The sequence below is a fragment of the Microbacterium sp. genome (assembly GCF_044340635.1).
GTDB lineage: Bacteria > Actinomycetota > Actinomycetes > Actinomycetales > Microbacteriaceae > Microbacterium.
Genome location: NZ_JBIITF010000006.1, coordinates 160,039 through 180,638, shown reverse-complemented (window position 1 = coordinate 180,638; position 20,600 = coordinate 160,039). Strand labels below are relative to the sequence as shown.

At 69.8% G+C, this 20,600-nt stretch carries 20 protein-coding genes and 1 tRNA gene; 14 read left to right on the top strand and 7 right to left on the bottom strand.

The genetic code is table 11. The features are described 5' to 3' along the window. Window positions 1–65: 65 nt before the first annotated feature. On the bottom strand, window positions 66–599 hold the full coding sequence (locus tag ACIQ0W_RS07870) for a DUF222 domain-containing protein (protein WP_396642198.1): 534 nt from the start codon (window positions 597–599) through the stop codon (window positions 66–68). A gap of 188 nt (window positions 600–787) precedes the next feature. On the opposite strand from ACIQ0W_RS07870, the gene ACIQ0W_RS07865 reads away from it, so the two are divergent. After that, the gene (locus ACIQ0W_RS07865) at window positions 788–1,261 is read left to right on the top strand and encodes an SIP domain-containing protein (RefSeq protein ID WP_396642197.1); all 474 of its coding nucleotides are present in this window, start codon (window positions 788–790) and stop codon (window positions 1,259–1,261) included. Here ACIQ0W_RS07865 and ACIQ0W_RS07860 read toward each other — a convergent pair. The 4 genes from ACIQ0W_RS07860 to ACIQ0W_RS07845 all read right to left on the bottom strand — a co-directional run bounded on the left by ACIQ0W_RS07860 (window position 1,240) and on the right by ACIQ0W_RS07845 (window position 5,566). Further along, the gene (locus ACIQ0W_RS07860) at window positions 1,240–1,704 is read right to left on the bottom strand and encodes a Fe-S oxidoreductase (protein ID WP_396642196.1); all 465 of its coding nucleotides are present in this window, start codon (window positions 1,702–1,704) and stop codon (window positions 1,240–1,242) included. The two genes, ACIQ0W_RS07865 and ACIQ0W_RS07860, sit on opposite strands and share 22 nt — an antisense overlap. Beyond that, on the bottom strand, window positions 1,701–2,528 hold the full coding sequence (locus ACIQ0W_RS07855) for an arginase family protein (RefSeq protein ID WP_396642195.1): 828 nt from the start codon (window positions 2,526–2,528) through the stop codon (window positions 1,701–1,703). The genes ACIQ0W_RS07860 and ACIQ0W_RS07855 overlap by 4 nt, the downstream gene beginning before the upstream one ends. 95 nt (window positions 2,529–2,623) lie before the next feature. Beyond that, window positions 2,624–3,376 carry a PspA/IM30 family protein gene (locus tag ACIQ0W_RS07850; RefSeq protein ID WP_036300614.1) on the bottom strand — a complete coding sequence of 251 codons (753 nt, stop codon included), beginning with the start codon at window positions 3,374–3,376 and terminating at the stop codon, window positions 2,624–2,626. 99 nt (window positions 3,377–3,475) lie between these two features. Next, window positions 3,476–5,566: a TPM domain-containing protein gene (locus ACIQ0W_RS07845; protein ID WP_396642194.1), complete on the bottom strand. Its 2,091-nt coding sequence runs from the start codon at window positions 5,564–5,566 to the stop codon at window positions 3,476–3,478. 222 nt (window positions 5,567–5,788) lie between these two features. Between ACIQ0W_RS07845 and ACIQ0W_RS07840 the strand changes: the two genes are divergently transcribed. The 5 genes from ACIQ0W_RS07840 to ACIQ0W_RS07820 all read left to right on the top strand — a co-directional run bounded on the left by ACIQ0W_RS07840 (window position 5,789) and on the right by ACIQ0W_RS07820 (window position 9,695). After that, complete coding sequence (locus ACIQ0W_RS07840) at window positions 5,789–6,631, top strand: DUF3097 family protein (protein ID WP_396642193.1); 843 nt, start codon at window positions 5,789–5,791, stop codon at window positions 6,629–6,631. A 153-nt stretch (window positions 6,632–6,784) separates the two neighbouring features. Continuing rightward, the gene (gene trmB / locus ACIQ0W_RS07835; RefSeq protein WP_396642192.1) at window positions 6,785–7,537 is read left to right on the top strand and encodes a tRNA (guanosine(46)-N7)-methyltransferase TrmB; all 753 of its coding nucleotides are present in this window, start codon (window positions 6,785–6,787) and stop codon (window positions 7,535–7,537) included. A gap of 43 nt (window positions 7,538–7,580) precedes the next feature. Then, the gene (locus ACIQ0W_RS07830) at window positions 7,581–8,489 is read left to right on the top strand and encodes a type II CAAX prenyl endopeptidase Rce1 family protein (RefSeq protein ID WP_396642191.1); all 909 of its coding nucleotides are present in this window, start codon (window positions 7,581–7,583) and stop codon (window positions 8,487–8,489) included. 59 nt (window positions 8,490–8,548) lie between these two features. Further along, window positions 8,549–9,079, top strand: a complete 531-nt coding sequence (locus ACIQ0W_RS07825) for an RNA polymerase sigma factor (RefSeq protein ID WP_396642190.1) — start codon at window positions 8,549–8,551, stop codon at window positions 9,077–9,079. Between the two features lies 1 nt (window position 9,080). After that, window positions 9,081–9,695, top strand: coding sequence for a hypothetical protein (locus ACIQ0W_RS07820; protein WP_396642189.1), 615 nt, complete (start codon window positions 9,081–9,083; stop codon window positions 9,693–9,695). 212 nt (window positions 9,696–9,907) lie between these two features. Here the strand turns inward: ACIQ0W_RS07820 and ACIQ0W_RS07815 are convergent. Together ACIQ0W_RS07815 and ACIQ0W_RS07810 are read right to left on the bottom strand one after the other, a co-directional pair. After that, window positions 9,908–9,980: transfer RNA gene (locus ACIQ0W_RS07815), tRNA-Arg, on the bottom strand. Window positions 9,981–10,046: 66 nt separating this feature from the next. Then, window positions 10,047–10,862, bottom strand: a complete 816-nt coding sequence (locus tag ACIQ0W_RS07810; protein WP_396642188.1) for an SGNH/GDSL hydrolase family protein — start codon at window positions 10,860–10,862, stop codon at window positions 10,047–10,049. Window positions 10,863–10,977: 115 nt separating this feature from the next. Here ACIQ0W_RS07810 and ACIQ0W_RS07805 point away from each other — a divergent pair, with 115 nt between their 5' ends. From ACIQ0W_RS07805 to thrB, 8 genes are all read left to right on the top strand, one after another. Further along, complete coding sequence (locus tag ACIQ0W_RS07805) at window positions 10,978–11,829, top strand: transglutaminase family protein (RefSeq protein WP_396642187.1); 852 nt, start codon at window positions 10,978–10,980, stop codon at window positions 11,827–11,829. 146 nt (window positions 11,830–11,975) lie between these two features. After that, window positions 11,976–13,643 carry an arginine--tRNA ligase gene (gene argS / locus ACIQ0W_RS07800; RefSeq protein ID WP_396642186.1) on the top strand — a complete coding sequence of 556 codons (1,668 nt, stop codon included), beginning with the start codon at window positions 11,976–11,978 and terminating at the stop codon, window positions 13,641–13,643. Window positions 13,644–13,645: 2 nt separating this feature from the next. After that, window positions 13,646–14,455, top strand: coding sequence for a DUF2993 domain-containing protein (locus ACIQ0W_RS07795; RefSeq protein ID WP_396642185.1), 810 nt, complete (start codon window positions 13,646–13,648; stop codon window positions 14,453–14,455). Then, window positions 14,455–15,555, top strand: a complete 1,101-nt coding sequence (gene add, locus ACIQ0W_RS07790; protein ID WP_396642184.1) for an adenosine deaminase — start codon at window positions 14,455–14,457, stop codon at window positions 15,553–15,555. Before ACIQ0W_RS07795 ends, add begins: the two co-directional genes overlap by 1 nt. A gap of 93 nt (window positions 15,556–15,648) precedes the next feature. Then, the gene (gene lysA / locus ACIQ0W_RS07785; RefSeq protein ID WP_396642183.1) at window positions 15,649–17,085 is read left to right on the top strand and encodes a diaminopimelate decarboxylase; all 1,437 of its coding nucleotides are present in this window, start codon (window positions 15,649–15,651) and stop codon (window positions 17,083–17,085) included. Further along, window positions 17,082–18,419: a homoserine dehydrogenase gene (locus ACIQ0W_RS07780; protein ID WP_396642182.1), complete on the top strand. Its 1,338-nt coding sequence runs from the start codon at window positions 17,082–17,084 to the stop codon at window positions 18,417–18,419. The genes lysA and ACIQ0W_RS07780 overlap by 4 nt, the downstream gene beginning before the upstream one ends. Before the next feature lies 1 nt (window position 18,420). Then, window positions 18,421–19,506 (top strand): threonine synthase, encoded by a 1,086-nt coding sequence (gene thrC, locus ACIQ0W_RS07775; RefSeq protein ID WP_396642181.1) that lies wholly within the window; start codon window positions 18,421–18,423, stop codon window positions 19,504–19,506. A 13-nt stretch (window positions 19,507–19,519) separates the two neighbouring features. After that, the gene (thrB, locus tag ACIQ0W_RS07770) at window positions 19,520–20,491 is read left to right on the top strand and encodes a homoserine kinase (protein WP_396642180.1); all 972 of its coding nucleotides are present in this window, start codon (window positions 19,520–19,522) and stop codon (window positions 20,489–20,491) included. Window positions 20,492–20,600 lie beyond the last annotated feature (109 nt).

Below are 20,600 nucleotides of genomic sequence, written 5' to 3'. Positions count from 1 at the left end.
CCGTCTGGAGCCTTCCTCCTGCCGTCGCCGTCGCTCCGCTCGAGCTTCTTTGTCGATCATGGTCATCAGTGTCGTCCTTCCATAAGAAGCAGACACCCCTTACACAAACGATCTGACACCCTCCGCCGCTTCGCGAGGGGCGTCAACCGCGTCGCGGACTCCGCCGCCGCGAGCTGCAAGACATCCTGTTCGAACTCCGCCCGCATCTCCGGCGTCTCGATGATCGCCCCGGCCGTGACGATCGCGCGGACGTGCGCGGCAGAGATGACTCCGGCATCCAGTGCTTCGAGCGTCCCGGCGTAGTCGTTCACGAGGGTTGCGGCTTCACCCATCTGGCGTTGCACGGTGCGGTCACTGATCCGCAACGCGGCACCGATCTCGGCCGCGATCGACCGATACGGGAACCCGGCATCCGACCCGACGCGTCCGCCCCCGGCTTCTTCGGTCCAGTCCGAAGCGATCGCCTCCGCCTCAGCCAACGCGCGTGCTTCGTCAGCGTCCAGACGGGCTTTCGCGGCACGGATCTCGATCAGCTTCGGCAGCACCACGTTCATCCGCGCGTCGGCCCGAAGGCGGGCGTTCAGTGCGGAATCGGTCATGACTTCATCATCCGACCAACCACCGACATTCCCACCCCGAAAACGACCCGGATCAGGCCTTCACAGATGAGAAGAACATGAGAAAACCGCCCCCGTCCGCAGCATTCGACCCGGGTGTCGAACCCCGCAGGTTATTCACGGCCACAAAGGTTAGGCATGCCTTCCTCGCGGGTATAGTGGAAGGCATCATGTCGATCGATTCCCTCCCCACCGCTGCGCCCCGCACCACGACGCGTCGTGCGTCGCGCGCGAGCCGTGTGCAGCACCTGGTGACGGCCGACGAGACCTCGCTCACCGAGCTCGAGGCACTCCTCGTGACGCTGCCGCTGTGCTCCACGGGCCGCGTCTTCATCGAGGTGCCGGATGCGTCGTACATCACGGACCTCGAGGTGCCTCAGCGTATGACGCTCACGTGGCTCGACCGCTCGCGTCGCACGGGAGAGCCGGGAACGGGCCGTGCCTGTGCATCCGGCGCCGCGCTGACCCGCGCCGTCACCGCCTGGGCCGATGAGATGATCTGCGACGAGAGCGACGACACGCGGGTGACGCTGCTCGGCGGATTCCTCGGCACCGCCGACATTCTCGAGCACCTGACCGACCGTCGCGGCGTCGCGCCGACGGCGATCACCACGCCGCAGCGCTACGGCCTGCTCGCCCGCTGACGCGGCACGTACCGCCCATCCTCTAGGCCCGCCTCGATCTCGAAGCGGTTTCGGAGGGGGTCTCGCCCGGCGATCGCGTACAGCAGCGGCATCAGCATTCCGTACTTCTGCCACTGCCGACGATGGACCGCCTCATGGCGCAGGACGGATGCCGGGACGGTGCCATCGCCGGTGAGGAAGCACGCGCCTGTGCACACGCCACCGCGCGCGAAGGCCCATTTCGGGAGCCCCCGAAACACCCACAGGCCGTTCTTCCGTTCTACGCGTCCGGTGCTGAGCAGTCCACCCCACACCCAGGCGACACCCGTGGCATAGAGATATCCGGCGCGGCTGACGGGGGAGTCGAGCAAGAACGCGGGGATGAATCGGTCGAGGCGCTGTCCGCGAAGCACGGCTCGGTCGGCGCGCTCGCGCCATCCGTCCGCGGGAGTCGCGGGGCTCATACGAGGGCCCCCACGATGCGCAGGATTGTGCCCAGATCTTCGACGGCACCGTCTGCAGACGACGGCGAGAACTCCGTGATCGCCGCGCCCGCGAGCGGGAAGCGCGCGCGCAACGCCTTGATCGTCGCGACGAGGTCCACTGGCCGAGCGCCGAAAGGCACGGGGAACGCGAGCCCGGCGACAGCGGCCGGGTCGAGCACGTCGAGGTCGATGTGCAGAAATACGCGGCTCGCACCCGTCTCGGCCACCGCGGAGACGATCGACTCGGGGTCGGCCAGGCTATCGACACCCAGCATCCGGATTCCGGCCTCGGCGATGTACTCCTCTTCGGCCGCGTCGAGGTCGCGGGTGCCGGCGAGTACGACCCGATCGGGCGTGATCGCACCGACCGGAAGCGTCATGTCATCGACGCCTTCACCGAGGATGGCGCGCAGCACCATCCCGGTGAATGCGCCCGACGGACTCGTCTCGGGTGTGTTGAGGTCGGCGTGCGCGTCGAGCCAGACAACCGCCACGTCGCCGGCGGGATTCGCCGCGGCGACCGCCGCGACCGCACCGACCGAGACTCCGCAGTCACCCCCGATGACGATCGCGGGACCATCCACGCCGGCGACGGCATCCTGAACCAGTTCGCGCACACGGCGCAGGGTCGACAGGCGCCGCACGTTCGTCTCGAGGCTTTCGCCGGCCTCGGCGGGCACTTCGACGAGAGTGCACGCCGATCGCGGCAGATCACCCGCGATCGCGGTCGCGCCGTCGACGAGCTGCATCGCGCGGCTCGACGAAGAACCCTGCCACTGCGGGACGATCACGAAGCGCGCCATCTGCACATCTTTCCGCAAGCACCGCGCCGCGGCATCCGCGTCCTTCTCGGAAACACGGATGCCGCGTCGCGGCCTCGCTCAGCGACCGGGGTGGATCAGAGGTCCGGGCTCGGCGCGTCGATCGCGGCGCGCTGCGGGCCGCCGGACTTCAGCTCGGCCAGGCGTGCCTCGACCTCGGTCAGCTGACCCAGGTCTTCGAGGCTCTCGAACTGCGCATCGATGCTCGATGCGGCAAGCTCCGCCTTGCCCGCGGCGAGGGCTTCCTGCCGACGGATCTTGTCTTCGAAGCGTCCGAGTTCGCTCGTCGGGTCCATGACGTCGATCGACTTGACGGCATCGTGCACACGGTTCTGAGCCTCGGCGGTCTTCGCCCGCGCGAGCAGTTCGCTGCGCTTGGCGCGCAACTGCTCGAGCTTCTGCTTCATGCCGTTGAGGCCGTCCTTGAGCTTGTCGACGACCTCGGTCTGCGACGCGATCTGCGGCTCGGCGGCACGAGCTTCGCCCTCTGCCGCGATCTGACGCTGCAGCGCGATCTTGGCGAGGTTGTCGAACTTGTCAGCGTCGGTCGGGTCGCCCGCTGCGCGCAGCTGGTCGGCCTTGCGGCTCGCCGCGAGCGCCTTGCCGCCCCACTCCTTGGAAGCCTGGATGTCTTCCTGGTGGTCGCGCTCGAGCAGACGCAGGCTGCCGATGGTCTCGGCGATCGCCGTTTCGGCGTCGGCGATGTTGTTGGTGAAGTCGCGGACGAGCTGGTCGAGCATCTTCTGCGGGTCTTCGGCCTGGTCGATCATCGCGTTGACGTTCGCCCGCACGAGGGTTGAGATGCGGCCGAAAATGGACTGCTTGGCCATTACGGTTTCCTTCCTGGTTGGCTGTTCACGTGGTCTGTGGTCTCTGGTCTGGATGACGGATGTATGGGGCACCGCTCGGCTGTCCCCCCGCGCGCCGGGTCAGAACCGGCCTCCGCCGCGTCGTCCTCGGGTGCCGCCGCCGCCGAAGCTGGCCGGACGGGCGCGCCCGCCACCGAAGCTGCCGCCGCGCGAGCCACCGCCGCGCGAGCCCCCGCCGAGGCCGCCGAGTCCGCCGAGCCCCCCGAAGCCGCCCGATGAGCGCGAGCCGCCGCTGAGCAGGGAGTTCAGCACGACGCCGCCGAGCATGGCCCCGAGCATCCCGGATCCGCTGTTCGAGCCTGATCCGCCGCCGAAACCCCCGCCGAGGCCGCCGCCGTCGAAAGCACCGACGTCGCGTTGGGCTGCGCTCGTGGCCTCGGCCGCGAGCTGCGCCGCACGACCGGCTTGCCCGAGCGCCGCGGCCGCATCGGTGGCTTGGAGCTGCTGCGCCCCGGCAAGCGAAGCGCGCGCCTCGGCCAGTCGCGTGCGGGCCGTCGCCCCCACCGCGCCGCGGCGTGAAGTGATGTAGTCGTCGGCCGCCGAGATCTGCGCCTGAGCCTGCAACATGGCCTGCGCGAGTTGCTGGCGGGCGCGTTCGTCGCGAGCCTGGGCGTCGCGTACCCCCGCGATGACGGCATCGATCTGGTCGTTCGCGGCGCGCAGCGCCTCGAGCGCGGCGAGGGGCCGGCTCGGCGAAACGAGCAACTTCCGTGCTTCGTCGACACCGCGACGCGTCGCAAGCGTTGCCGCGGCGATGCGGCCGTCCGGGTCGGGGAGGGACGCGGCGGTCGCGAGGTCCGTCTCGAGCTCGCTGACGAGCGCGGCCGCCTGGCGCTCACCCTCGGCAAGGTTCGTCGTAAGATCGTCGATCGCCTTTTCGAGGAGCCGTGCCTGATCGACCGCGTCCTCGGCGGCGCGGATGCCGATGGCGGCCTCGCCGCCCCTGCCCGCGCCCACGTCGCGCTGCGCCTCGGCGAGTTGTTCGGTGGCGAACTCCAGGCGAGCGCGGGCCTGATCGGGGTTGTCCGCGACGGTGGCGAAGGCTTCCGGAGCGTATCGGGTCCCGAGCGTGGCCAGAGCGGCATCGGCTGCCTCGATCGCTGCCGCAGCTTTGGTCCTCTCGTCCTCGACGCGGACCAGTGCCTCGGGAGCGTTCCGCTCGAGCTGGCGCAGCTCGTCGAAGGCCGCGGCCTTGGCATCGAGGTCGGCGTTCGCTGCAGCGCAGAGTTCGAGGATGCGAGAGTATGCCGCCCGCGCCGGAGCATCCGTGTCCGGCTTTTCGTCGTCCAGGGACTGTTGCAGTCCGAATGCCTCGGTCATCGCCGCGCGGGCACGGGCGAGAGCGTCCTCGAATTCGGCCGTGGCTTCGTCGCCGAACTGCGCCCTCGCGAAGCCGAGTTCTTGCGTGCTTGTCGTGATCGCGTCATCGGTGGCGACGAGGGCTGCGGATGCCTGTCGCTCGAGCTCTTCGGTCGACACGACAGGGGCCTCTACTCCGGCGCCGGTGGGACGCTTGCGCTTGCGCAGCAGCACCCATCCGACCAGCACGAATCCGGCGACGACCACAGCGCCGACCGCGAGGAGGGGGAGGAAGCCGGACGAGCCGCCCGAGGTGGCGCCGCCATCCGTTCCACCGCCATCCGTGCCGGTGCCGCTCGTGACGCCGATTGCTTCGCCCAGTCCCGCGGCCGTCGCGTCGATGGCGCCCAGCCAGTCATCGTCGGCGAGCGCGGGCTGTGTGCTGTTCTGCTCGATCGCACCGAGATGCTCGTCCGTCACGGGGCCCGCGCTGTCGCCCGAGAGGTAGAACTGTCGGGATTCCGTTGCTACCGCGAGCAGGTATTGCGTCGGGCCGAGACCGTTGTCGAGCGCGGTCTGATTGGCCCAGTCCGCAGACGACGACGGGTCGGTGAACTCGTCGACGAAAACGACCCAGAGGTCGAGGCCCGACTCCTCGCGGAACTCGGCGAGGTCGGCTTCCGCGGCCGAGATCTCGTCCGACGTGAGGACACCCACGTCGTCGAGGACGTAGCCGGTGCCGAGGGTGACCGGCGCAGTCGCGCTTGCTGCCGCGGCAGGACCCAGCAGCAGTGCCGTGACGAACAGGCCGAGTGCAGCCGCGCGCGCATTCAGAGACCAGCGCGCGCGCATCGCGACCCCCTTCGAGGGCCGAGGAACAGCCCACCCGACGAGTCTATGCGTCGTCCGGCATGCCCGATAGCGGGCGCCCAGCGCCCACACGGCGATCGCGCGCGCTCACGGCGAGCCCGCGCGATCGGGCTGCGGGGGCGAGGTAGCGTTTCGCGGCAGGTGACCGATGTCGCGGGCGGGAACGAACCGCCCGCCCGACCCGCGAGACCCCCGGAAGGCGACATGGACGACAGGTACGGAACGGACGTGCTCGCCGCGGGATGGCGGGACAAGAACGCCCGCCGCGTGCCGCGGGTAGCCGCCGAACGCGACCTGGTCGTCGAGGTCGCTACGGACGGATGGTGCGGCGCCGTGACCGGCGTGAAGTCCGGCCACGTCGAGCTCGAGGACCGGCATGGGCGTCGTCGCCTGTTCCCCCTGGGCCCCGGATTCATGGTGGATGGTCAGCTTGTCGAGCTCGAACCGCCGGCGCCTTCCGCGCCTGCCGCCCGGCCGGCGACCGCCCGCACGGCGTCGGGTTCTTTCGCGGTCGCCGACGCCCGGGCCCGGGTCGCGCTGCCGAGCCGGATCCTCGTCGAGGGTCGGCACGATGCCGAACTGGTTGAGAAGGTCTGGGGCGATGACCTCCGCATCGAGGGCGTCGTCGTCGAGTATCTCGAGGGTGTCGACCTGCTCGACGCGATGCTCGCCGCCGAGCCGCCGTCCGCGAAGCGCCGCTACGGGGTGCTTGTCGACCACCTCGTTCCGGGCTCGAAAGAGGCGCGGATCGCCGACGCCGTGGCGCGCGGGCCGCACGGCGCGCACATGCTGATCGTGGGGCATCCGTTCGTCGACGTCTGGCAGTGCGTCACGCCGCAGGCACTGGGTATCCGGGCGTGGCCCGAGGTTCCGCGGGGGATCGACTGGAAGACGGGCGTCTGCCGCGGCCTCGGCTGGCCGGCCGAAACCCCTGCTGACCTGGCCCGTGCTTGGCGCCGGGTGCTGGGCGCTGTGTCGTCGTACCGCGACCTCGAGCCGGCGCTCCTCGGCCGTGTCGAAGAGCTCATCGACTTCGTCACGTCCTGACGCGTGGGCATTCGCTTCCTACCGGCGGCCCTCGAGGCGCCGAAACACCTGATTTGGGCCGAAACACCCTGTGCCTGGGGGTGTTTCGCCGCAGAAAGGGTGTTTCGGCGGAGTTGGTAGCGCCCGCGGGCCGACGGGCGCGGCGGGGCACGGATGCCCGGGCTCGGTAGCCTGGAGGGTGTGACCGAACCCGACGAACCCACCTTCCGTGACAAGCCGGTCTCGTTCGTCCGGCGGGGCGGCCGGATGTCGGATGGTCAGGAACGCGCCTGGGTCGAGCTCGCCCCCGCATATCTGATCGACGTTGAGCGCGGCAACGCCGAGACATCCGTCCATCGCGATGCGCGATTCGACCCGGCCGAGGTCTACGGCCGCACGGCGCCGCTGATCGTGGAGGTCGGGTCGGGGCAAGGGCACGCGATCATCGCGGCAGCCCTCGCGCAACCCGGCACAGACTTCCTCGCCGTCGAGGTGTTCCGCGCCGGGCTCGCCCGCACGATGCTCGACGCCGAACGCGAGGGGGCTCGAAACATCCGCGTGATCGAGGCGAACGCGCCCGAGGTGCTGACGATTCTGCTGCCCGAGGCATCCGTCGCCGAACTGTGGGTCTTCTTCCCCGACCCGTGGCACAAGAACAAGCACACCAAGCGTCGGCTCGTGACGGAAGAATTCGCCGACGCGGCCGCCCGCGCCCTCTCACCCGGAGGCATGCTGCGGATGGCGACCGATTGGGAAGACTATGCGCGGGGGATGCGCGTGGCCCTGGACGCCTCACCCCACTTCGAGCGCGCCTTCGAGGGTGACTGGGCCGAGAGGTTCGAGGGTCGGGTGATGACGGCGTTCGAGCGGAAGGGCATCCGCGCGGGGCGGGCCATCCGGGACCTTGCCTACCGACGGGTCGGCTGATCTCACTGGGCGGCGGTGTGCGCGGTCTGAGAGACTGAGGGCGATGCCTGCGCTCACCGATAAGAACGCTCCCGTCCGTCCGACCGTCTGGATCGGGCTGCTTCCGGCGCTCGTGGTGTGCCTCGCGGCTCCCGCGTTCTTCGTGCTGCGGATCGCCTGGCTCGGCTGGGGCCTGCTGGCGCTCGGGATGCTGCTGGCCTGGCTGCTGCGCGGTCAGCTGGATGGTCGGGGTTCCGCTGAGGCATCCGATCCTCTCTCGGACCCGGATGCCGCCGGAGACGTCGGGCGCCCGCCGAGCCTGGTCCGCGACCTGTCGCTGATCGCGATCGGCATGCTGATCGTCAGCGTCATCCCGCTGAAAGCCGAACTCGACAACTGGGCGATGGTGCGCTTCACCCTCGCGTTGGGCGGCGCGGTCGTCGTGCCCTACGTGATCTCCCGGTTCTTTTACAGGGACTACGCGATCCGCTTCCCCTGGCGCGGTGGTGGCAAATGGACGACGTTCCAGTGGACGTGGCTCGTCGTGGTGCTGGCGCTCGGATGGCTCATCCTGCCCTTCTACTTCATCACGTCGGGCGTCTACACCAACTGGCCCGTCGTGGACACGCCCGACCTGATCGTCCGACTTTTCGCGGGTGTCGGCGCGGTCGGCATCTGGGACGAGCTGTTTTTCATCTGCACCGTCTTCGTGCTGCTGCGCCGCCACTTCCCGATGTGGCTCGCGAACGGGCTGCAGGCGATCGTGTTCGTCTCGTTCCTCTGGGAGCTCGGGTATCAGGCGTGGGGCCCGTTCCTCACGATCCCGTTCGCCCTGCTGCAGGGCTTCATCTTCCTCAAGACCCGGTCGCTCGCGTACGTCGTCACGGTGCACCTGCTGTTCGACGCGGTCGTCTTCCTGGTGCTGGTGCACGCGCACAACCCGGGTGTGCTCGACGGCCTGTTCCTCGTCTGACGCGTCGCTCCGGTTTTCGACCCCGTGAACCTTTTCGCCCGTGCCGGACATAACCGGGTATGAGCGACGAAGACCGGGATGACTGGGCGCATGTCCGCGCGGGCGACGAGGCCGCGGTGGCCCGCCTGTTCGACCGCCACGGTGATCGCCTGTTCCGTCATGCCTCGCGATTCCTGAGCGTCCGGGAGGACGCTAAGGATGCCGTGGTGATCGCGTTCTCAGAGCTGTGGCGCAAGCGCCACGCCGTACATCTCGTCGACGGGTCGCCGCTGCCGTGGCTCCTCAACACGGTGAGCAACGTGGCGCGCAACCTCGAGCGATCGGCGCGCCGGTATCGGAACCTGCTCGCCCGGACGCCACGAGCGGAGGATGTCCCAGCACCGGTCATCACCGACGAATCCGGACTGCTGGGCGCGCTGCAGGGGCTGCCGACGCGAGAGCGCGAGGTGGTCGTACTGACGATCCTCGAGGGGTATCCGGAGAAGGACACCGCTGCCGCACTGGGAATACCGGTCGGCACGGTGAAGTCGCGTCTCGCGCGGGCGAAAACCCGGCTGCGGGACGACATCATCCCGATGTGGGAGAGCTGACATGGATAACCGCACTGTATTGCACCCCAATGAGAAGACCGAGATGCGTGGGCTGGTGCTCGCCGGAGCGGCGCGGGCCGACAGCATCCGTCGGCGCCGTGCGCAAATCGCGGTGAGTGCGTCGGCCGTGGTCGTCGTCGCGGGGATCGCGGTGGGTGCGGGGTTCGCGTCAGGCGTGCTCGGGCGGGGGAGCGTGGTGCCCGTCGCGCCGGCGCCCGCGACTTCGATTCCGAGCGCGACATCGCCGGGGGTCGAGCCCTCATCCATCGAGGGCATTGTGGCGTTCGAGCGGCCCGCCACGCCCGAGGACGTGCTTCCGGCGCTGCCCGACTACGCGACGGAGGAGGTGTTGGTCGAGACGGCGCGCTATGTCGGCGAGTACGAAGACGTGGGCTTCTGGCTCGTGCAGAGCGACCGACCCGGAAGCGTCTGCATCGTGATGTGGCCGCTGGATGCGCGCACCAATTGGTCGACGGGGTGCGGGGGCATGACAGTAGCGGTGGAGGGCGTGGCACACGCCACTCTGGCCCCCGCGGGTATGGCTCCCGAGGGATGGGTTCAGCTCGACGAGAACCTGAGCGTCAAGCCGAGTTCCTTGGGCTCGGACCTCGGGTGAATCCGGAGCGCCCTCGTCGGGCGGAACGGGCTGCGGATGCGCGCCTCAGCGGCACCACTCGCACATATTCATCCCAGCGATCCGAAGCACGGTCGCTCCATCGCGTCGGTGCACGACCACCGATCGCGACGTCGTGCGCGCGGTCCTGCCGCGGTCGCACGCGGCCCGACAAACGAAGAAGTCCCGGGTTGAAACCCGGGACTTCTTTCCTGTGCCCCCGACTGGAATCGAACCAGCGACCTTTGGTACCGGAAACCAACGCTCTATCCCCTGAGCTACGGAGGCGTACCGATCGAGGTTATCACTCGGCGGAGCGCCTCCCGGTGCAGGCGAAGGGTGCCGAAAGCCGGGTCAGCCCTCGGTGGGCGCTGGGGTCTCGGCGACGGCCTCGACGACAGCCATCCGTTCGGCGAGCGCCTGTGCCAACCGCTGCGCGAGATACGCGTGACCGCCGGTGGACGGATGGTTCCTGCCGACGCCCGTGTCGATGATGTCGAAGTAGTTCGACGCGACGATCCATGTGTCGTGGATGGGGGAGATGTACCACCAGCCGCGTTCGGCGGCCAGGCGCGAGAGCTCCGAGTCGATGAGGGCCGTGCCGCTTTCGACCGGAAGCACCTGAGGAGCTGGCCCCAGCACGACGATCGAGGCATCCGGATACGTTGCGGAGAGCGCGTCCCACGCGGAGTTCACGGCCCCGGCGTAATCGTTCTTGGCGACGAGCAGTCGATCGTTGATCGACCCCTGCACGATGATCAGGTCGGGGTCCAACGCGGGATCGAGAGAGGTGATGCGCTCGCCGAAATGTGGTCCGTCGATGCCCGGCTTCAGGTACCCACTGCCGCGCACGCCGTCGACGATGGTCGTCCAGCCGGTCAGGCGCCCGAGCTCATACGCGTAGCCGAGAGTCGGGTCGCTCGCCGCGGAACCGTACGTCCACGAGTCGCCGAAGACGAGAACCGTCGCATCGGGCGGAATCGTCAAGGCGGCCGGTGCCGAGGCATCCGTCCCCGCGTTCTGGAGACCCGCGCCGCCCGCGACATCGGAGGCCGGCGTGGGGCGCTGCCACGGCTGCCACGCGCCGATCACGGCGGCCGCGACGACCGCCGCGGCCATCGCCCAGACCACGCCGACGCGCACGCGCGGACGGCGGGAGGCTTCGGGCATGGATAGAGGGTAATTCACGGAATCGCGTGCGGATGCCACGACCGTCGTCTGCTGTCGGACGAGCACCGTTTTGGCCACGTGCAAGGTCGTCACACGCGCATGCGAGGATGTCTCGGTGCAGCGCATCGTCACCGCAGAACTCGACCTCGATCTGGCCGGCCCCGCCGACCTGATCTTCTCGCTGACGACCGCTCGTCAGGTGCCCCTCGCGAGCGAGATTCTGACATTCACACGCGACGATCGGGTGTACACCCCGACCGAGATCATCGACCAGGACGGCACCCGTCTGCACCGCCTGACGGGTGAGCCGGGACCTCTGCGTGTCCGGTACGAGGCGGTCGTCGAGGGCCAGACGGGTCCGGCCCGCACGAGCGAGCTCGACAGCATCATCTACCTGCGCCCGAGCCGCTACTGCCAGTCCGACGAGGTCTTCTCGCAGGCGCGCCACCAGTTCGCAGGGCTCGCGGGCGCTGAGCTGGTCGCCGCCGTCACGCGCTTCGTCGAGCAGTCGGTCACGTACACGCCGGGCCTCAGCCTCGGCACAGACAGTGCGGTCACCACCCTCATGACGGGACAGGGCGTCTGCCGCGACTACGCGCACGTCGTCATCGCGCTGCTGCGGGCGATGGATATACCGGCTCGATACGCCGCGTGTTACGCGCCGGGGCTCGACCCGATGGACTTCCACGCCGTCGCCGAGGCGTACCTCGACGGGGCCTGGTACGTCATCGACGCCACGCGCCTCGCCGATCGCCGCTCGCTCGTGCGCATCGCGACCGGGCGGGACGCCGCGGACTGCGCGTTCCTCAGCTTCCACGGCGCGCAGGTCGGGCTCGATCGGTTGCACGTCGACGCGTGGATGGTGCCGGATGTCGCGGGCCCGGCGGACGCGGATGATCCGACCGCCGACCCCTTCGCCGAGGCATCCGTCCCCGACGACTATCTGGAGCTGGTCCAGCTCGGCTGACGCGTGTTGCGCTCCTTGGGCTGCGACCCCGGTCCCTGAGCTTGTCGAAGGGACTCCGCTGGTCGCTTCGACAGGCTCAGCGACCGTTCGCGCGACGGCGAGCGCGACCGGAGCCCACGCGGGCGCCGAACTAGACTGGGCCAGCTATGAACCCCGAGGATCTCTCCGCCGCCCTGCTCGCCGTCGTCCGCCCGCTCGCCGAGGCGCGGCGCCCCGGATCGACCGACGGACTCACCGCGGCTGACCTGCCGGTGGAGCGTCCGAAGAACCGCGACCACGGCGACTGGGCCTCGAACGCCGCGCTCAAGCTCGCGAAGCTCGTCGGGGCGAACCCGCGCGAGCTCGCAGGCGAGATCGCCGAAGCCCTCGCGCAGGCAGAGGGCGTCGAGAGCGTGGATGTCGCGGGCCCGGGTTTCATCAACATCACCCTCGACGCCGCCACGGCAGGTTCCCTCGCCCGCACGATCGTCGAGGCCGGCGCGGCGTACGGCACGAACGAGTCGCAGCGCGGCAACACGATCAACCTCGAGTTCGTCAGCGCCAACCCCACGGGGCCGATGCACATCGGGCACACCCGCTGGGCGGCGCTCGGCGATGCCATGGGCCGTGTGCTCGCGGCGAGTGGCGCGACGATCGTGCGCGAGTTCTACATCAACGACGCGGGCGTGCAGATGGACCGGTTCGGCCGGTCCGTCCTCGCCGCGGCCAAGGGTGAGCCCACGCCGGAGGACGGTTACCCCGGCTCCTACATCGAGGACCTCGCGAAACGGGTGCTGTCGGAAGAGCCTGCGCTGCTCGACCTACCGGCCGAAGAGCAGCTCGCCGTCACCCGCGAGCGCGCCTATGCCCTTCAGCTCGGCGACATGCAGAACTCGCTCGTCAAGTTCAACGTGCACTTCGACGTGTGGTTCAGTGAGCGGACCCTGCACGCCAAGCCGGCGGATGGCGGACCCAGCCTGGTCGACGAGGCCGTCGATCGCCTGCGGGCGCAGGGTCACGTGTTCGACGCGGACGGTGCGGTGTGGGTGCGGACGACCGACTTCGGCGACGACAAAGACCGGGTCATCCGCAAGTCCGATGGCGAGTACACCTACTTCGCCGCCGACGCCGCGTACTACCTCAACAAGGGCGACCGCGGTTACGCGCACAAGATCTACCTGCTCGGCGCCGACCACCACGGTTATGTCCATCGCCTGAAGGCCCTCGCCGGGGCCGCGGGGGACGACCCCGAGAAGGACATCGAGGTGCTGATCGGCCAGCTGGTGTCGATCAACGGCGCGCGCCTCAGCAAGCGCGCCGGCAACATCATCGAGCTCGACGATCTGCGCGACTGGATCGGGACGGATGCGTTGCGCTACTCGCTCGCGCGATACCCGGCCGACTCACCCCTGACGCTCGATCCCGAGATCCTGCGGAAGCGCACGAACGACAACCCCGTCTTCTACGTGCAGTACGCCCACGCGCGCACGCACAACGTCGCCCGGAACGCCCTGGACTCGGGCGTCGATCGCAGCGAGTTCGCCCCCGAGCTGCTGACGCACGAGACCGAGTCGGCTCTGCTCGGGGCGCTCCAGGAGTTCCCGCGCATCGTCGGGTTCGCGGCCGAGGTGCGCGAGCCGCATCGCGTCGCCCGTTACCTCGAAGAGCTCGCGGGGCTCTACCACCGCTGGTACGACAACTGCCGGGTCATCCCGCTCGGCGACGCCCCGATCGAACCCGTCCACCGCACCCGCCTCTGGCTGAACGACGCGACCGGACAGGTCTTGCGGAACGGCCTCGACCTGCTCGGCGTCTCGGCGCCCGAACGGATGTAGCGATGACCACGCCGCCGCCGGACGTGCCGACCCTCTACTGGGACGATGCGCCCCCGCCCCGGCGGAAGCGGCGCCTGTGGCCCTGGATCGTCTCGCTCGTCGTTGTGATCGTGCTGTTCGGCGGGGCCGCGTTCGCGGGGGAGTGGCTCGCGCGTGATCTGGTCGAGCGCGGTGTGCGCGGGGCCCTGGCGAGCGAGCTCGGCGTGCCGGCCGACCAGGCCGAGGTGCAGATCGAAGGCCTCGTCATCCCGCAGCTCATCGCGGGTCGGTTCGACGAGGTCCGAATCTCAGCACAGGATGTCTCACTCCAGGGTTTCACGGGTGATGTGGACGTCACGGCGCGCGGCGTACCGCTCACCGCAGACGGCCCGCTCGATTCGGCCGAAGCGACGGTTTCGCTCGACCAGGAGCAGGTGCGCACACTGCTCGCGGGTGTCGAGGGATTCCCCGAGGAGTCGCTCGCTCTCACGGGGTCCGAGGTCGCGATCTCGATCGACCTCAATCTGTTCGGCGTTGCGATCCCGGTCGGTGTGGGTCTCACACCCTCGGCCCAAGCCGGCGCGCTCGCCCTGACCCCCGCGTCGCTGTCGGTGGCGGGTGCGACCGCGGACGCCCAGGGTCTGCGCGATCAGTTCGGCGCGCTCGCCGACGTTGTTCTGCAGACGTGGCAGGTGTGCATCGCCTCATCCCTTCCCGCCGGGCTCACCCTGACCGACGTCGCCGTCGTCGATGAGCGGGTCGTCGCGCAGTTCGACATCGCGAGCGGCATCCTGGTGGACCCCACCCTCCAGGATTCCGGCGTGTGCGGCTGATGACCGCTGCAATCGATGCCGCTCGCCCCTTCGTGCCTCGGACGGGTGGGACCCTGCTCATCAACCTGCACTCGCACCTCGAGGGACGGGTGCGGCCTGAGACGGCCGCCCAGGTCGCCCGAGAGCTGGGCCTGCCGGATGCCGACCGCGACTGGGCGCAGGCGCTGCAGCTCGAGCGGCCTGCGGATCTCACCGAGTATCTCGTCAAGGTCGTGTCGTCCTTCCCGCTCTTCTCCCGCCTGGAGTACCTCGAACGCATCGCCCGTGAGGCCGTGGAGGACGCCGCCGCGGACGGCGAGGACTACCTCGAGTTGCGTTTCGGACCGGCCTCGCACGTCTCCGGCGGAGACCTGGATGCGGTGATCGCGGCCGTCTGCCGGGGGGTGGCGGATGGCGCCGCGGCGACACGGATGCCCGCGGGCGTCGTGGTCGCGGCGCTGCGCAGCGACCCGACCGAGGCGAATGAGGCGGTGGCACGGGCGGCCGCGCGGGCCGCGGGCCGCGGCGTCGTGGGCTTCGACCTGGCGGGCGACGAGAAGAGGTTTCCCGAGCTGGAACGGTATGTCGACGCCTTCGCGATCGCCGGGAGTGCCGGGCTCGGGCTGACGTGTCACGCCGCGGAGGCGGCGCCCGGACGGGCGGCGGTCGAAGCCGTCGAACTGCTCGGCGCGACGCGCATCGGGCACGGCGCACGGATCGCTCGCGAACCCGGGCTCATGGACTGGTTCGTCGAGCGGGGTATCGCCATCGAGGTCTGCCCGACGTCGAACCTGTACACGGGGGCGGTGGACTCGCTCATCGATCACCCGGCGGCCCGGTTCGCGCGTGCGGGTGTCCGTGTCGTGCTGGGCGACGACAATCCGCGCCAGACGGGTTCGCTGCTCTCGAGAGAGGCCGTGGTGCTCCGCGAGGACCTCGGCTTCGACGATGAGCTGATGCGTCGGATGGCGGAGGACAGCGTCGCCGCGGCGTTCGTCGACGAGTCGACCCGGCGTCTGTGGCGGGACCGGCTCGCTTCGCCCGGCGGTCCGGATGCCGTGCCCGCTCGGCACGTCGTCGCGGACGGCGGCGAAAACGGACCGGCGCGCGCTGACGGCTAGACTGCAAGCGTCGCCCTGCGTGAGAGACTCCGCCCGGGCACCCGCTGCTTCCCGCGGCTGATCCCCTGCCGTATCCACCCGATTGGTCTGCTCGTGTCCGTCGCCTCGCCGCTCGCCCCCGGATGGCTCGTTCCGCCCGCCGACGCGAACGCGCTGGCCCCGCACGTGTGGCCCGCGGCCGCGCACCGGCGCGACGACGGTCAGCTCGAACTCGGAGGCGTCGCCGTCCGCGACCTCGCGGCGCAGTACGGCACGCCGGTCCTCGTGCTCGACGAGGGCGAGGTGCGCGCTCGGGCACGCCGCACGCGCGAGGCTTTCCAGGATGCGGCGGCCCGCCACGGCACGCAGGCCCGCGTGTACTACGCCGGCAAGGCGTTCCTCTCCACCGAGGTCGCCCGCTGGGTGAGCGAAGAGGGCCTGCGCGTCGACGTCTGCACGCGCGGCGAACTCGAGGTGGCGCTCGCGGCCGGTGTGCCCGCCGATCACCTCGGCTTCCACGGCAACAACAAGTCGGTCTCCGAGCTCGAGCGCGCGGTCGAGGTCGGCATCGGATCGATCGTGATCGACAGCGTGTGGGAGCTCGACCGCCTCGCCGCGATCGTCGCGCGCAGCGGACGTGAGAGTGCCCCGCAGGACGTACTGCTGCGGGTCAACACGGGCGTCCACGCCGAAACCCACCACTTCCTCGCCACGTCGCACGAGGACCAGAAGTTCGGCTTCGGCCTCGAACTCGCCCCCGAGCTCGTCGCCCGCGTGCGCGCGACGCCCGGCCTCAATCTCGTCGGCCTGCACTGCCACATCGGCTCGCAGATCTTCGGCTCCGACGGCTTCCGCGCCTCCGCCGCACGTCTGCTCGGTGTGCTCGCGGATCTGCCCGGAGGACCGCTCCCCGTCCTCAACCTCGGCGGCGGATTCGGCATCGCCTATACCTCCGCGGACGAGCCGACCCCGATCGGCGAACTCGCCGAGGGCATCGTGTCGGTCGTCGCGAGCGAGGCGAACACCCTCGGGGTTCCGGTCCCGTTCCTCGCGTTCGAGCCCGGGCGGAGCATCGTGGGTACCGCGGGCGTCACGCTGTACGAGGTCGGGACGACGAAGGATGTCTCGGTCGAGGCATCCGATCCCGCCGGCTCCACGGCATCGGCCACGCGTCGCTACGTGAGCGTCGACGGCGGCATGAGCGACAACCCGCGCCCAGCCCTGTACGACGCGCAGTTCTCGGCCCGCATCGCCGACCGCACCAGCACGGCCGAACCCGCGCTCGTGCGCGTTGTCGGCAAGCACTGCGAGTCGGGCGACATCGTCGTGGACGCCGAGTACCTGCCCGCGGATGTCGCACCCGGCGATCTGCTCGCCGTCCCCGCGACGGGCGCCTACTGCTACGCCCTCGCGAGCAACTACAACCACGTCCCGAGGCCGCCGATCGTGGCCGTCCGGGACGGAGCGTCGCGCGTGATCGTGCGCGGCGAGACGATCGACGACCTGCTCGCCCGCGACGCCGGCGTTTCGGGTCTGAGAGGAAACGAATGACCGACTACCGCACCCTGCGCGTCGCGCTGCTCGGCGCCGGAGCCGTGGGCTCGCAGGTCGCAGGGCTGCTGCTCCGCCACGGCGACGAACTGGCCGACCGGGCGGGCGCCCGACTGGAGCTCGCCGGCATCGCCGTTCGCGACGTCGACGCCCCGCGCGACGTCGACCTGCCGCGCGAGCTGTTCACGACGGACGCGGACTCGCTGATCGTCGGTTCCGACATCGTGATCGAGCTGATGGGCGGTCTCGAGCCCGCCCGCACGTCGATCCTGCACGCCCTCTCGTCCGGTGCCGACGTCGTCACGGCCAACAAGGCGCTGCTCGCGACCCACGGCGCGGAGATCTACGACGCGGCCGACCAGGTCGGAGCATCCGTCTATTACGAGGCCGCTGCGGCCGGTGCGATCCCGATCATCCGTCCCCTCCGCGACTCCCTCGCGGGCGACCGCGTGCGTCGCATCATGGGCATTGTCAACGGCACCACGAACTACATCCTCGACCGCATGGACACCGAGGGCGCCGACTTCGCCGAGGTGCTCGCCGACGCCCAGCGCCTGGGTTACGCGGAGGCCGACCCGACGGCGGATGTCGAGGGCTACGACGCCGCACAGAAGGCCGCGATCCTCGCGAGCCTGGCGTTCCACACGAGCGTTCCGCTCGACACCGTGCACCGCGAGGGCATCACGTCGGTCGATGCCTCGCTGATCGAGTCCGCGCGTCACGCCGGCTACGTCGTCAAGCTCCTCGCGGTCTGCGAACGGATCGAGGATGCCTCGGGCACCGGTCCCGGCACTGGAACCGGCGATGCGATCTCGGTGCGCGTCTACCCGGCACTCGTGCCCCGCACGCACCCGCTCGCGAGCGTCCACGGCGCGAACAACGCGGTGTTCGTCGAGGCGGAAGCCGCCGGAAGCCTCATGTTCTACGGCGCCGGAGCCGGGGGAGTGCAGACGGCCTCGGCCGTGCTCGGAGACGTCGTCTCCGCCGCGCGCCACCACATCGCCGGCGGCGTCGGAGTGGGCGAGTCCACCCGCGCGAACCTGCCCATCCTGCCGATCGGCCGCGTCACGACGCGCTACCAGATCACGCTCGAGGTCAGCGACGAGACGGGCGTGCTCGCCACCGTCGCGGGGATCCTCAGCGAGGGACGGGTATCCATCGCGACCGTCGAGCAGACGGTCGTCGCGGACCCGGACGGCGGACCCGGCATCGCACGCATCGTGATCGGCACACACAAAGCACTCGAGCAGGATCTCAGCGACACCGTCGCCCGACTCGCCGCGAGCGGCGTCGTCGAGCGGGTCGTGTCGGTTCTGCGGGTAGAAGGAGACTGACATGGCACACCTCTGGCGCGGAGTCCTCCGCGAATACGCCGATCGACTCGGCGTCACCGACGCTTCGACCGTCGTCACGCTGGGTGAGGGCGGCACGCCGCTCCTTCCCGCACCGGCGCTCTCGCGCATGACGGGAACGGATGTCTGGGTCAAGTTCGAGGGCATGAACCCGACCGGGTCCTTCAAAGACCGCGGCATGACCGTCGCCCTGTCGCGCGCTGTCGAGCACGGCGCCAAAGCCGTCATCTGCGCGTCGACCGGAAACACCTCGGCCTCGGCCGCGGCCTACGCCGCGCACGCCGGCATCACCGCGGCCGTGCTCGTTCCCGAGGGCAAGATCGCCATGGGCAAGCTCAGCCAGGCCGTCGCGCACAACGGCAAGCTCATCCAGATCCGCGGCAACTTCGACGACTGCCTCGAGATCGCGCGCGAGCTCGCCGACAACTACCCGGTGCACCTGGTCAACTCGGTCAACCCCGACCGCATCGAGGGGCAGAAGACGGCCGCGTACGAGGTCGTCGAGCAGCTCGGCGACGCCCCCGACTTCCACCTCATCCCGGTGGGCAATGCGGGCAACTACACCGCCTACTCGCGTGGTTACCGCGAAGAGGTCGAGCGCGGTGTTTCGACCCGCCTGCCCCGCATGTTCGGCTTCCAGGCCGCGGGCAGTGCACCGCTGGTCCGCGGCGAGATCGTCCGTCAGCCCGAGACGATCGCCAGCGCGATCCGCATCGGCAACCCCGCCTCGTGGGAGCTGGCGCTCGAGGCTCGCGATGCGACCGACGGATGGTTCGGCGCGATCGACGACGACCGCATCCTCGCGGCCCAGAAGCTGCTCTCGGGCGAGGTCGGCATCTTCGTCGAGCCCGCCTCGGCCATCAGCGTCGCGGGGCTTCTCGACCGCGTCGACGCCGGCGTGATCCCGAAGGGCGCGCGCGTCGTGCTCACGGTCACCGGTCACGGGCTCAAGGACCCGCAGTGGGCCCTCCGGCGCGAGGACGGCTCGCAGGTCGAGCCGATCGTGGTCGACGCCGCAACATCCGAGGTCGCGTCCGTTCTCGACCTCGTCGCCGAGCCCGTCGCGTGAGCGAGGCATCCGCGTGAACACAGCCCCTCGGGCTACCGAGCAAGCCCCGCGCAGCTTCGTGGTGCGTGTTCCCGCCACGAGCGCGAACCTCGGTCCCGGATTCGACACCCTCGGGCTGGCGCTGAGCGTTTACGACGAGATCGTGGTCACCGAACTGCCCGAGCCGGGCCTCGAGGTGTTCGTCGAGGGGGAGGGCGCGGAGGACGTCGCGCGGGATGCCTCGAACCTTGTGGTCCGCTCTATTCAGTACGCGTTCGACGCGTTCGGGCAGGAGATGCCGGGCCTGCGGTTCGAGGCGCACAATACGATCCCGCACGGGCGCGGCATGGGGTCATCCGGTGCCGCCGTCGTCTCGGGGCTCGTCATCGCCCGGACGCTCCTCGAAGGACGGGTCGACGTTTCTGATGACGATCTGCTGCGTCTTGCCACCGAGCTCGAAGGCCACCCCGACAACGTCGCGCCCGCACTCTTCGGCGGCCTGACGATCGCGTGGATCACCCCCGATGGTCCGCAGCACAAGAAGCTGCTCGTGCACCGCGGTGTCGCGCCGCTGGTGTTCGTCCCGGGCTTCACGATGTCGACCTCGCTCGCCCGCAGTCTGCAGCCGCTGAACGTGCCGCGCGAGGATGCGGTCTTCAACGTCTCCCGGTCGGCCCTGCTGATCGCCGCGCTGACCCAGAGCCCCGAGCTGCTGCTCGCCGCGACCGAGGATCGTCTGCACCAGGAGTACCGTGCCGAGGCGATGCCCGAGACGCTGCGGATCGTGCGGGCCCTGCGCCTCGCCGGGTTCGCGGCGGTCGTCTCGGGGGCGGGTCCGAGCATCCTCGTCCTCGCCGATGGCCCCGGACGACGCCTCGAGGCGGCCGACGTCGTGGAGCGGGTCTCTGACACCGCGTGGGAGGCCCTCATGCTGGCCGTCGACTTCAAAGGTGCTACAGTGAGGGAACACACGGAGGGTGCCACACAGCCGTTTTCGGCTGCGTGAATCTGGCCTCCGATCGCAATCTGCGAAGCACTGCATGCCCCCCGAATCCTTCTTCATCCTTTCGGCGTGGGCGGGTGTCCGCCGCGGCGACATCGCATGCAGTCGTGTT